Genomic DNA, 11,672 nt, shown 5'->3' with positions numbered 1-11,672 from the left:
GCCGGTCGGTCAGAAGCCGGGCGGTGCGGGGAGGTCGGGGACCGAGACGTCGGGGACGAGGAGGGCGCCGCCGGCGAGGAGGGCGAGCAGGGCGGTGGAGGCGAACAGGCCCACCCAGGCGAGGCCGGGGACGCCCGTGAGGTGGGCGAGCTGGTCGGCGTCGGAGGTCGGCGCCATGTGCCGGGCGCGCATCCGCTGCAGCTCGATCACCGGGCGGGTCGCGGCCAGCAGCAGGAACCAGGCGGCCAGGTAGGCGAACCCGGCCTGGACGACGGCGCTGCCCAGCCAGGACACCGCGAAGACGACCGCCCCCGTCGCGACCACCGTGAGCGCGCCGTAGGCGTTGCGGATCATCACGAGCATCGCCGCGAGGAGGGCGAGCGAGAACCACAGCATCAGCGTGATCCGGCCCCACGCGAGGAGCAGCGCGAAGAACAGGCCGAGCAGCGGCGGCGTGACGTACCCGGCCAGCGCCGTGAGGATCATGCCCGGGCCGTGCGGCTTGCCGCGCGAGACGGTCACCCCGGAGGTGTCGGAGTGCAGCTTGATGCCGTCCAGCTTGCGGCCGGTCAGCAGCGCGACGAGCGCGTGCCCGCCCTCGTGCGCGATCGTGACGGTGTTGCGCGCGATCCGCCAGGTCGGGCCGTGGAGCACCGCGGCGAGCGCGATGACGCCGACGAGGCCGACCAGCCACAGCGGCGGGTCGGGCTGCGATCCCGTCAGCCGGTTCCACATGTCGCCGATGCTGATGTCTTCCACGTCCACCCCGGAGTCCGTCGTCGCGATGCCCAACATTAGGACGCCGCGGATAACGTCCGCGTTCGGTTCGTCCTAGATCGGGGTGAGGTTCGGAGATCTCGACGCCTCTGCGGCGTATTGCCGCTAGGGTGCCTTCCCGTCGGCAGGGGACGGGGGTCCGGGGCGGATGACGGAGAACGCGGGCATCGACGCGGACGCGCTCGCCGGGCGGTTCGCGCAGCTGTTCGCCGCGCTGGCGGGCAACGTCGAGCGGATCGTGCGCGGCAAGCGCGACAAGATTGAGCTCGCGCTGGTCTGCCTGCTCGCCGAGGGGCACCTGCTCGTCGAGGACGTCCCCGGCGTGGGGAAGACCACCCTGGCCCGGGCGATCGCGGCGTCCGTGGAGGCGAAGTGGGCGCGCATCCAGTTCACCCCCGACCTGCTGCCCAGCGACATCACCGGCGTCTCGATCTTCAACCAGGGGACGAACGCCTTCGAGTTCCACCCCGGTCCGGTCTTCGCGAACATCGCGGTCGCCGACGAGATCAACCGCGGCTCCCCGAAGACGCAGTCGGCGCTGCTGGAGGTCATGGAGGAGCGCCGGGTGACGGTGGAGGGCGTCCCGCACCCGGTGCCGCGCCCGTTCATGGTCATCGCGACGCAGAACCCGGTGGACATGGACGGCACGTACCCGCTGCCGGAGGCGCAGCTCGACCGGTTCCTGATGCGGATCTCGATGGGCTACCCCGACCACCGGGCCGAGGTGGCGCTGCTCGCGGGCGCGCCGTCGGGCCCGGCGCTCGACCGGCTGCCGCCGGTGCTGGGCGGCGAGGACCTCGCCCGCGCGATCGACTTCGCGCAGCGGCTGCACGTCGCGCCGCCGCTGCACGACTACCTGGTGCGGGTCGTCGCGGCCACCCGCGAGCACCCCGAGCTGCGGCTCGGCGCGAGCCCCCGGGCGGGGATCGCGCTGCTGCGCGCGGCGCGGGTGCGGGCGGCCGCGGCCGGGCGCTCCTACCTGGTCCCCGAGGACGTGAAGGCGCTCGCCGTCCCGGTCGTCGCGCACCGGCTGCTCGTGACGCCGGAGGCCGAGCTGCGCGGCCGCACCGGCGCGGACGTGGTCGGCGAGGTGCTGCAGAACGTGCCGACCCCGCAGGCCGCGGGCGTCTGAGAAGCGGGTGTGACGTGCTGACGCCGCTCGGGTGGGGGACGGCGGCCGCCTCGGCGGCGCTGTACGCGGCGGGCTGGTGGCTCGGCTACCCCGAGCCCGCGGCGCTGGCGGTCGCCGGGCTCGCCGCGGTGGCGGGCGCGCTGCTGTGGACGCTGCCCGGACCGCGCCTGGACGTCGGCCGGGAGATCGCCCCCGCGAAGGTGGCGCGCGGGGAGCCCGCCGTCGGCGTCCTGCACGTCGCGAACAGGGGGCGCGCGGTCCGGGGGCTCAGCGCGCGGGACGCCGCCGGCCCTGCGGACGTGGCGGTCGGCATCCCGCGGCTGCGCCGGGGCGGCAGGCGCACCGTGACGTACACGCTGCCGACGGCGCGGCGCGGCGAGATCGCCGTGGGCCCGCTGCGGCTGGAGCGGGCCGACCCGCTGCGGCTGGCCCGCCGGGTCCGCGAGTACGGCGAGCCGCGGGTGCTGCTCGTCCGGCCGCGGACGGTGCGGCTGCCGGTGCTGCCGTCCGGCCGCGCCCACCACCTGGAGGGGCCGACGAGCGACCGGTCCCCGGCGGGCTCGGCGACGTTCCACGCGCTCCGCGAGTACGTCGTCGGCGACGAGCTGCGGCACATCCACTGGAAGTCGTCGGCCCGCACCGGGACGCTGATGGTCCGCCGGCTCGTGGACGCGAGCCTGCCGACGACGACGGTCGTGCTGGAGGCGCGGGCGGCGGCCTGGCCGGAGCCCGACGACTTCGAGCTGGCCGTGGACGCGGCGGCGTCCGCGGCCGCCGGGGCGGCCTCGGCGGGCTTCCCCGTCCGCGTCCTCACCGGCGCCGGGCCGCTGGCCGCCACGCGCGGCGGCCCGGACGACGCCGAGGCCCTGCTCGACGCCCTCACCGCGGTCGGGACGGACGACGGGCGGCGGTCGGCCGTGGACGCGGTGCGGAGCGTGCGCCCCGGCGGCTCCCTCGTCGTCGTCACGAACGGCGACGCCGAGATGGGGCGGATCGCGTCCGTCCGGCCCCGGTTCGACCGGGTCGTGGTGCTGCGCGTCCGGCCGGACGGGCCCGCCTCCGCGCCGCCCGGCGTCCTGGCCGTCGACGTCGATGACCTGGACGGCCTGGCGGAATCGTGGCGGCGGGCCTGGTGAGCCGCTATATCGCGCTGGCCGTGACGGCCGCCCTGGCCGCCGTCGCCGGCCTTTCGTTCCAGCGGGTCTTCGGCCTCGGGCCGGTCGTCCCGGTCGCCGCCGTCGCGGCGGTGGTCCCCACGCTGCTGGCCGGGCTGCTGTCGGGCCCGCGCGAGAAGGGGCCGTGGCCGCTGTGGATCTCGCTCGTGCTCACCGTGCCCGCGTGGGCCGCGACCGTGTCGGTCACCGTCCTGCGCCCGGCCCTGAGCGGCGGGACGCTGCCGCAGGCGCTGCGCGAGGGCGTGCTCAGCTCGTGGAAGGCGGTCCTGACCACGCTGCTGCCCGCGCCCGCCGAGCCCGAATACCTCGTCCTGGTCAGCGTGACGGTGTGGCTCGCGGCGTTCGCGTCCGCCGAACTCGCGCTCCGCACCTCGCTGCGCGCCGCGCCGGCCGTCCCGGCGCTCGGCGTGTGGGCGGTGGCGCTGCTGCTCGGCGTGGACGGCCCCGGATCGAACATGCCGCTCGCCGCCGCCACCGCCGTGCTGATCGCCGTCCTCGTGCTGATCCGCGCGGACGGCCCCGGCGCGGGCGTCGCCTGGCGCCCGCTCGCCGCGGGGATCCCGGCGGCCGCCGTCCTCGGCGCGCTGGCGTTCGCCGCCGGCCCGCTCGTCCCGGTCGGCGCCGCGCCCTACGACCCGCGCGAGCGGGTGCAGGCCCCGCCGCCGCAGCGGCGCGACGGCGTCAGCCCGCTCGACCGCGTCGGCGGCTGGCTGCTGAGCCCCGGCCGGGTCCTGTTCACCGTCGGCGCGGCGAGCACGCCGGCCGAGCGGCTCGCCGTCCTGGACCGGTTCGACGGCGTGACCTGGTCGTCCACGGCCCGGTTCGTCCCCACCGGGAGCCGCGTGCCCGCGGGGCCGGCGCCGGACGAGCGGCACGAGGTCGCCCAGCGCATCACGATCCGCGAGCTGACCGGCGTGTGGGTCCCGGCGCCCGACCGGCCCCGGCGGGTGGACGGGCTCCCCGTCGTCGTCGACCCGGGCAGCGGCGCCCTCGCCGCCGCGCGGCCGCTGCGCCCCGGCCAGACCTACCGGGTCGAGTCCGCGGTGCCCGAGTGGACGGCCGACGACCTGGCGGACGCGGGCGTCGCCACCGACGCCGAGGCGGAGGCCGCGCGGCGGCTCCCCTGGGGGCCGGGCGCGAAGCAGCCGCCCGTCCAGATCGCCGAGTTCCGCAAGTTCGCGCAGGCCGCCACCCGGGGCGCGGTGACGTCCCTCCAGAAGGCCGCGATGCTGGCCGACTACCTCAAGGTCTACGCCAAGTACGACGTGACCGCGCCGCCGGGGCACAGCTACCGGCAGATCGACTACTTCCTCGGCCAGGGCAGGCGCGGCACGCCCGAGCACTTCGCCACCGCCTACGCCCTGCTCGCCCGGACGCTGGGGCTCCCGTCCCGCGTCGTCGTGGGGTTCGAGGGCGGCCTGCGCGCGGGCGGCACCGTCCAGATCCGCTCCGGGGACGTGATGGTGTGGCCCGAGATCAAGTTCGACCGCCTCGGCTGGATCCGCTTCAACCCGCTCCCCGACAGCGCCCGCCCGTCCAAGGACGACGGCGGCGTCGCCGCCGGGCAGACCCAGCAGAAGCTGGAGCAGGCGCAGAAGAGCGCGGCCTCCCGGCAGCGCGCCCCCGAGCAGACCGAGACGGCGCAGCGGGAGCAGCGGAAGGCGGCCCCCGCCGCCGGCTCCCCGACCCCGTGGTGGGTGTTCGCCGCACTCGCCGCGGCCGCCCTCCTCATCGGCTACCTGTGCGCCGTCCTCACCGCCCCGGCCCTGCGCAGGCGGCGGCGCCGGACGGGCACGCCCGCCGCCCGCATCACCGGCGCCTGGCACCAGGCGCTCGACCACCTCGCGGACGCCGGCCTGTCCGCGTCCCGGACCCTGACCGCCCACGAGGTCGCGCACTTCGGCGCGTCCACCGTCGGCGACGCCGCCCGCGACCACCTGGCGCCGCTCGCCGACCTGGTCAACCACGCCCGCTTCGCCGCGTCCCAGCCCGACCCGCGCGCCGCCGACCGGGCCTGGGACCACACCGACGCGCTCGGACGCCTCGTCACCGCCAAGGCCGGGCGCCTGCGCCGCCTGCGCCGCCGCCTGCACCCGCGGTCCCTGAAAGACCGCCGCCGCGCCGAGCCGCCGCCGCGCTGACCGCGCCCCGCGATCCCGGGAACCCGCGGGGGCGTCAGGACGCGGGCACGGTCACGGCGATCTCGCCGCCGAGCACGGCGCCCGTCTCCAGGTCCAGGTCGTCCCCGCTCCAGAAGCGGCCCGGGTCGAACCAGTTCGGGCGGCGGCCCTTCGGGAGCAGGCCCATCGCCTGGTAGGTCACCGCGACGATCTCCGCGCAGAACGCCGTCTCCAGGTCGGCGTCCCGTCCGGCGGGGCGCCGCACCGGCACCCGGCCCCGCACCCAGCGCGCCGCCAGCTTCGACGTCGACGGGAACGGGGTGCCGTCCAGCCGGGCCACCGCGCGCAGCGCCGCGTCCTCCATCGCCCGGGACGCCGGCGGGTCGAGCTGCCGCAGCCACGCCCGCTGCCCGTACCGGTCGCCCCAGACCAGGACGGCGTCCCGCAGGTCGTGCAGCTGGGCGCCCCGGTGGTGGCCGCCCGTCCACATGTCGCGCAGCGAGCGGCCCAGCTCGGCGTGCCACATCAGCGGCGGCAGGTCGTCGACGACCAGCGCCATGCCGACGTGGTTGACGGGGCTGTTCGTCGTCATCTGGATCGCGCGGTCCGCGACCGTCCGGCCGCGGAACAGCCACACGTCCCCGGTGCGGGTCAGCTCGGCGGCCCGGTCGAGGGAGATGCTCGTACCCGGCATGATCGCTACGGTAGTCGCATGCGATGGAGAAAGGGCGCGTGGAAGGGCCCCGGCCTGTGGAAGGCGCTGGGCGTCGCCGGGCTCGTCGGCGTCGCCGCGACCGGCGCGGTGATCGTGCGCGCCGAGCGGCGCCGCCGGTCCTACACGCCCGAGGAGATCCGCGGCCGCCTCCACGAGCGGCTGGACGAGGCGCACCGGGAGCGGCCGTGACGGCGCGGGCGGTCCGCGCGCCCGGCCCCGGCGACCTGGAGCGCGCCTGGCGGGTCGTCTCCGCCGAGCTCCCGCCCACCCCGCTCGTCCCGTCCGGCCTGGCGCCCGGCGCGCTGCTGAAGCTGGAGACGTGCCAGCCGACCGGCGCGTTCAAGGTGCGCGGCGCGCTCGCGGCCGTCGCGGCGCTCCCGGAAGGCGTGCCCGCGGTCACCGCGAGTGCCGGCAACCACGGCCTCGGGATGGGCTACGCCGCCGCGAAGTCCGGCGCCGACGTGACCGTGGTCGTGTCCACGCGCGCGTCGCGGGTGAAGGTCGACAAGATCGGCGCGTACCCGGTGCGGCTCGTGCAGCACGGGCTGACCTACGACGAGGCCGAGGCGCACGCGATGACCCTCCCCGGCCACTACGTCTCGCCCTACAACGACCCCGCCGTGATCGCCGGGCAGGGCACCATCGGACGCGAGCTCGACCGGCAGGCCGAGGGGCCGCTCACCGTGGTCGCGCCGGTCGGCGGCGGCGGGCTGCTCGCCGGGCTCTGCCTCTGGGCGCGCGAGCGCGGGGACGTGCGGATCGTCGGCGTCGAGTCGGCGGTGTCGCGCGGCGTGTCCGCCTCGCTGGCGGCCGGGCGGGTCGTCGGGGTCGAGGTCGGCGAGACGTTCGCCGACGGCCTGCCCGGCAACCTCGAACCCGGCAGCGTGACCCCGGAGGTGATCGGGGAGACCGCCGAGCTGACCTCGGTGACCGATGACCAGATCCGGACGGCGCTCCGCGGGCTCTTCCACGAGCACGGCCTCGTCGCCGAGGGCGCCGGCGCCGCGGGCCTCGCCGCCGTCCTCGCCGGTCAGGTCGAGGTCACCGGCCGCCCGGTGGTCGTCGTGTCGGGCCGCAACATCACCGTCCCCGCCTACACCGCGGCGCTCCGCGAAAATTGATCTTTCCGGGAAAACCCGGGCGGGTGCGCGGCGGGAGACAGTACGGTTTCCGGTGCGAACGGGGCAGGTGAACACGCGTGCGTCTGGCGTTTCTGGGGTCTTTGTTCCGGCGTGACCGGTTGACCGGGCAGGTCGCCGCCGGGCTCGTCGGCGTGCTCGCCATCGCCGCCGCCGTCTACGGGGTGGGCGTCGCGAGCGCCACCTACCGGCTCGCCGACGTCGGAGCCTGGCTGACCGCCACCGGCCGGGGGCTCGTCGTGCACGTCAACGGCCCGGCGGGCAAGGTCGACGGCAAGACGGCCGTGGTCCCGCAGATGCGCGGCCACAACATCAAGATCGTCCAGGACGGCGGTACCGTGCTGATCGTCGACCTGGACACCGGCGTCGTCAGCCGGCTCGACCCGTCCCAGCTCGACATCGGGACGAGCCGCCCGCTCGGCAAGGGCATCCAGGTCCTCGCCGCGGGCGGGAAGGCGTACACGGTCGACTCGGTCAAGGGCGTCGTGCAGGAGATCGACCCGGTCGCGCTGACCCCCGTCGGCGCGTCCGCGACGCTGCCGCCGGTCCTCGGGCAGGCCGGCATCGACGCGCGCGGCGCGCTGTGGGTGCCGGTGGCGCGGAACGGCGAGGTCGCCGCGTTCTCCGGCGGCCGGCTGCGGCCGCCGGTCCGCGTCGGCGAGGCGGGCGACAGCCTCGCGCTCACCATGGCGGCCGGGAACCCGGTCGTCACCGACTCCACCGCCGCGACCGCGACCGTCGTCAAGGCGTCCGGCGAGAAGATCACGGTGAGCCTGCCGACGACCGTGCGGCGGGCCGGGCGCGGCGGCGTGCTCGCGCCCGCCGCGACCGAGGGCGAGACCGTCCCGCTGCTGGTGCCCGGCGCCGGGTCGCTCGTCACCGTCGACACCGGCACCGGCCGCTACTCCAGCACGCGGCTCGCGATGCCGAGGCACCGCTACCGGCCGCCGCAGATGCTCGGCGCGAAGGTCTACATCCCGGACGAGACCGCCGGCGCGCTGATCGTGTACGACTCGGCGAACAACCGGTTCGAGAAGCCCGTCCCGGTCGCGGGGCGGCCCGCCAAGCTGGACGTCTTCGTCCGCGACGGCATGCTCTGGGCGAACGACCCGTCCGGCCCGCGCGCCGTCGTCATCGACCGGGAGGGCGCCGGGAAGGGCGTCGACAAGTACAAGGACCGGGTGCCCGGCGGGCCGGACCGCCGGCCCATCCCGCTGCCCGGAGGCGGGGAGGCCCCGCCGCCCCGCGCGCCGCGGCAGCCGTCCCAGCCGCCCGCGCCGCCCGGCCCGGGGGAGCCGCCGAGCGCGCCGTCCAACATCTCCGTCACGCCCGGCGCGGGCACGATGCGGGTCGACTTCCAGCCCTCGCAGGGCGACGGCGTCATCGGCTACGTGCTGAAGGACGTCCCGTCCGGCATGACCGTGAGCCCGTCCGCGATCCGGCAGGGCGCGGGGCCCTTCACGTTCACGGTCGGCGGCGGCGACTGCGGGCGCGAGTACCGGTTCCGCGTCGCCGTCCGCTACCGGGACGCCCGCGGCCGGACCCGCGAGCAGGTGTCGGCGGCGAGCGACCCCGTCCGGCCGTGCGTGGCGCCGGGCGCGCCGACCGGCCTCACCGCCCAGGCCACGTCGTCCGGCGCCAAGGTGTCGTGGACGCCGCCGCCCGGCGCGGGCTCGGTCACCTACCGGCTCGCCTACGACGGCCCGGTCAGCGGCTCGGCCACCGGGGCGCAGACGTCCGTGACGCTCGGCGACGTGTACACCAACGGCTCCTACAGCTTCGCCGTCACGGCGGCCAACGGCGCCGGCACCGGCGCGGCCGCGGTGCTCGACGCGACGCTGACCGGCCCCGCGGCCAAGTACCCGGTGGAGCGCAACGGCAACTCCGACGCCTACATCCGGGCCACGCCCGACGGCAAGAACGGCGCGCTCGTCGCCACCATGCACGACAACAACGGCGAGATGATCACCGTCCACTGCCAGGAGAAGGGCGTCTACTACACGCACCCGCGGGACTCCAGCCTCGCCGGCGACATGTACGCCAAGGTCACCTGGCAGGGCAAGACCGGCTACCTGCTCGGCTACCTGGTCAACACGCCCGGCGACTGGAAAAGCTTCGCCGGGCCGCCCGTATGGAAGTGCAAGTAGCGCCGGTCAGCCGCGCTTCGGCTTGGCGGGCTTGGCCTTGCCCGTGCGCAGGCAGGCGGGCGCCGACCAGGCGACGTCCGGCGCCGCGCCCTGGTTGAGGCGCAGCACCGCGCCGACCTTGAAGCAGTAGGCGGTCTTCGGCCGCAGGCCCGGCACGGTCGCCGAGCGCGACCCTGCCGGGACCGTCACGATCGGCTCGTTCCCCGCGGGCCGGCGCTGCACGAGCAGCGGCAGCTCCCGCGCGGCGGGCGGCAGCGTCCAGGCGAGCGCGGCCGTCCGGCCGGCCTGCCGGACGGCGACCTTGCGCGGCCGCGCCGCCGCGAGCTGCGCGGCCGTCACCGGCTGCCGCTGCTGCGTCCCGGCCTGCGGGACGGCCTGGGACGGCGGCGGACCGGCGGCGTGCTCCCCGCCCTCCCCGCCGGGGCCCGCCAGCGCGAGGGCCCCGACGCCGAGCGCCAGCCCGCCGGCGAGCGCGACGCCCGCCGCGACGACCAGCCCGCGGCGCGGCCCGTCGTGCGGCCGGCCGGGGAGCGGCGCGGGCGGGCCGGTGTGGGGCGCGGTCGGGCCGGTGTGGGGCGCCGTCGGGTTCGTGTGCGGCGTGGTCGGGCCCGTGCCGCCGTGGGAGCCGCTCGCACGCGGGTCGCCCGTGTGCGGGTCGCTCGTCGTCGGCGCCCACTCCGGGACGAGCGGCGGCCCCGGCAGACCGGGCGCCGGCCCCGGGCGGACCGCGGCGGCGCTGTGGGGCACGTCCGTGACCGGGAGCCCCAGCTCGGCCTGCACCTGCTGCAGCGCCCGCGCGAACTCCACGGCGGTCGCGTAGCGCTGCTCGGGCGTCTTCGCCATCGCGCGGCCGATGACGTCCGAGACCCGCGGCGGGACGTCCGGCCGCTGGATCGGCGGCGGCGGCTCGTGCAGGATCCGCAGCATCAGCAGCGCGATGCCCTCGCCGGGCGGGCCCTTGAACGCCGGCTGCCCGGCCAGCAGCTGGTACAGCGTCGAGCCCAGCGAGTAGACGTCGGCGCCCACGCCGGGCGGCCGGCCCTCCAGCACCTCGGGCGCCGCGTGGTGCGGGGTGAACGCCTGGGTGTGCGTGGCGTCGAAGGAGTCGACCAGGCGGGCGACGCCGAAGTCGGCGAGCGCCGGCTCCCCGTACTTGGACAGCAGCACGTTCTGCGGCTTGACGTCCCGGTGCAGGACGTCGGTCTCGTGGGTGGCGGCGAGCGCGCCCGCCATCTTCACTCCGATGCGCAGCACGTCCGCGACCGGCAGCGGCCCCTCCTTGGCGAGCCGGTCGGTCAGCGCGCCGTGCTCGAAGTACTCCATCGCGATGTAGGGGCGGCCGGCGCGCGTGGTGCCGGTGTCGAGCACCGTCACGATGTTGGGGTGCCCGGACAGCCGCCCGGTGATCTTGCACTCGCGCTGGAACCGGCGCATCGCCGCGGCGTCCACCGCGCCGACCGACAGGACCTTGAGCGCGACCATCCGGTCGAGGCGCTCCTGGTGCGCGCGGTACACGACGCTGAAGCCGCCCTCGCCGACCTGCTCCAGCACCCGGTAGCCGGGGACGTCCTCGGTCATGGGTGGGGGGATCCCTCTCCGTCGCTCGTCTGTCCGGGTCGCGGCGGGGGCGCGCAGGTCCGGCCGCACGGGTCCGACGGGGTGCGGCGCAGGACGGTTCCCCGGGAGGTCAACAGCGTAGTACGGGGACGAATCCGGCGCGGCTCCTCCCGCGAACACGCGCCGCGGCACGGATCCGTCCGGAAATGCCGGGACATTTCTTTCGGGCTGGTTAATCGTTGTGCCAATTCCGTGCCGCGGCCCGCTCGCGGCGCTCTAACCTCGGGGTTCGCGACGATGGAACGGCCCAGAGGGAGTGGCCCGCCGTGACGGAAGATGTCATGACGAAACCGGGGACGGAAACGCCGCCGGCGAAAACGGCTTATGGGGACCTTGTCCGCATGGCGTATTTCGTTCTGCCGGGCAGGGGCAAGCGCGTCTACCGGCTGGCGATCGCCCGGCGGATCGTGGACGGCGCCGCGCGCGGCGCCCGCGACCGCTCCGCCGCCGGGCGCGCCCGCTGGCGCACCCGTGTGCTGCGCCGGGCGCTGCGCCCCTCCCGCCGCCTGCAGATCGGCCTCGGCCCCTGGCTGCGCGCGCTGCCCGGGCGGCTGCCCGACCCGGCGCTCACCGCCGCGCTGTCCCGGCTCGCGCCGCACGTCCGCGCCGCCTACGTGCTCCGGCACATCGAGGGGCTGCCCCGGTACCAGATCCGCGACCAGCTGATCGAGCTGGGCGTGCGCGACCCCTGGTCGGCGATCCGCGCCGCCGAGGCCGTCCGCGTGCCGGTGCCGCGCGGCGCCGACCGGTTCGAGCCGCAGGCGCTGCGCCCCGTGCGCACCCGGTCGGTGCTGCCGCTCGCGACCGCGGCCGTCCTCACCGCCGGGCTCGTCGGCGCGCTCGTCGCGTC

At 76.7% G+C, this 11,672-nt stretch carries 10 protein-coding genes; 7 read left to right on the top strand and 3 right to left on the bottom strand.

What is annotated here, in order from left to right; all coding sequences use genetic code 11:
• Positions 1-9 precede the first annotated feature (9 nt).
• Positions 10-735, bottom strand: coding sequence for a M50 family metallopeptidase (locus ACIWVC_RS15715; RefSeq protein ID WP_396448963.1), 726 nt, complete (start codon positions 733-735; stop codon positions 10-12).
• Between the two features lie 190 nt (positions 736-925).
• Between ACIWVC_RS15715 and ACIWVC_RS15710 the strand changes: the two genes are divergently transcribed.
• Genes ACIWVC_RS15710 through ACIWVC_RS15700 form a run of 3 tightly spaced genes read left to right on the top strand, consistent with a single transcriptional unit; the run spans position 926 to position 5,225 of the window.
• A complete protein-coding gene (locus ACIWVC_RS15710) occupies positions 926-1,909 on the top strand; it encodes an AAA family ATPase (RefSeq protein ID WP_396448955.1) in 984 nt (327 codons plus the stop codon).
• A gap of 14 nt (positions 1,910-1,923) precedes the next feature.
• Entirely contained in the window at positions 1,924-3,045 is a 1,122-nt protein-coding gene (locus ACIWVC_RS15705; protein ID WP_396448956.1) for a DUF58 domain-containing protein, read from the top strand.
• A complete protein-coding gene (locus ACIWVC_RS15700) occupies positions 3,042-5,225 on the top strand; it encodes a transglutaminaseTgpA domain-containing protein (protein ID WP_396454258.1) in 2,184 nt (727 codons plus the stop codon). The genes ACIWVC_RS15705 and ACIWVC_RS15700 overlap by 4 nt, the downstream gene beginning before the upstream one ends.
• A 34-nt stretch (positions 5,226-5,259) precedes the next feature.
• On the opposite strand, the gene ACIWVC_RS15695 is transcribed toward ACIWVC_RS15700, so the two are convergent.
• Positions 5,260-5,898: a hypothetical protein gene (locus tag ACIWVC_RS15695; protein ID WP_396448958.1), complete on the bottom strand. Its 639-nt coding sequence runs from the start codon at positions 5,896-5,898 to the stop codon at positions 5,260-5,262.
• An 18-nt stretch (positions 5,899-5,916) separates the two neighbouring features.
• Between ACIWVC_RS15695 and ACIWVC_RS15690 the strand changes: the two genes are divergently transcribed.
• The 3 genes from ACIWVC_RS15690 to ACIWVC_RS15680 all read left to right on the top strand — a co-directional run bounded on the left by ACIWVC_RS15690 (position 5,917) and on the right by ACIWVC_RS15680 (position 9,205).
• Entirely contained in the window at positions 5,917-6,108 is a 192-nt protein-coding gene (locus ACIWVC_RS15690; protein WP_396448959.1) for a hypothetical protein, read from the top strand.
• Positions 6,105-7,040, top strand: a complete 936-nt coding sequence (locus ACIWVC_RS15685; RefSeq protein WP_396448960.1) for a threonine/serine dehydratase — start codon at positions 6,105-6,107, stop codon at positions 7,038-7,040. The genes ACIWVC_RS15690 and ACIWVC_RS15685 overlap by 4 nt, the downstream gene beginning before the upstream one ends.
• 119 nt (positions 7,041-7,159) lie before the next feature.
• Positions 7,160-9,205 (top strand): fibronectin type III domain-containing protein, encoded by a 2,046-nt coding sequence (locus ACIWVC_RS15680; RefSeq protein WP_396454257.1) that lies wholly within the window; start codon positions 7,160-7,162, stop codon positions 9,203-9,205.
• A 6-nt stretch (positions 9,206-9,211) separates the two neighbouring features.
• Here ACIWVC_RS15680 and ACIWVC_RS15675 read toward each other — a convergent pair whose 3' ends face one another.
• Positions 9,212-10,783, bottom strand: a complete 1,572-nt coding sequence (locus ACIWVC_RS15675; protein WP_396454256.1) for a protein kinase — start codon at positions 10,781-10,783, stop codon at positions 9,212-9,214.
• Between the two features lie 380 nt (positions 10,784-11,163).
• On the opposite strand from ACIWVC_RS15675, the gene ACIWVC_RS15670 reads away from it, so the two are divergent.
• A partial coding sequence (locus tag ACIWVC_RS15670) for a hypothetical protein (protein WP_396454255.1) occupies positions 11,164-11,672 on the top strand: 509 nt, incomplete at its 3' end.

This window comes from Actinomadura sp., assembly GCF_044508335.1.
In the GTDB taxonomy this organism is placed as follows: domain Bacteria; phylum Actinomycetota; class Actinomycetes; order Streptosporangiales; family Streptosporangiaceae; genus Spirillospora.
This window is presented reverse-complemented; position numbering and strand designations above follow the sequence as displayed.

Coding starts and splice junctions, on each gene's coding strand:
- ACIWVC_RS15715 (WP_396448963.1), bottom strand. CDS start 735: ATGTGGAACCGGCTGACGGGATCGCAGCCCGACCCGCCGCTGTGGCTG.
- ACIWVC_RS15710 (WP_396448955.1), top strand. CDS start 926: ATGACGGAGAACGCGGGCATCGACGCGGACGCGCTCGCCGGGCGGTTC.
- ACIWVC_RS15695 (WP_396448958.1), bottom strand. CDS start 5,898: ATGCCGGGTACGAGCATCTCCCTCGACCGGGCCGCCGAGCTGACCCGC.
- ACIWVC_RS15690 (WP_396448959.1), top strand. CDS start 5,917: ATGCGATGGAGAAAGGGCGCGTGGAAGGGCCCCGGCCTGTGGAAGGCG.
- ACIWVC_RS15675 (WP_396454256.1), bottom strand. CDS start 10,783: ATGACCGAGGACGTCCCCGGCTACCGGGTGCTGGAGCAGGTCGGCGAG.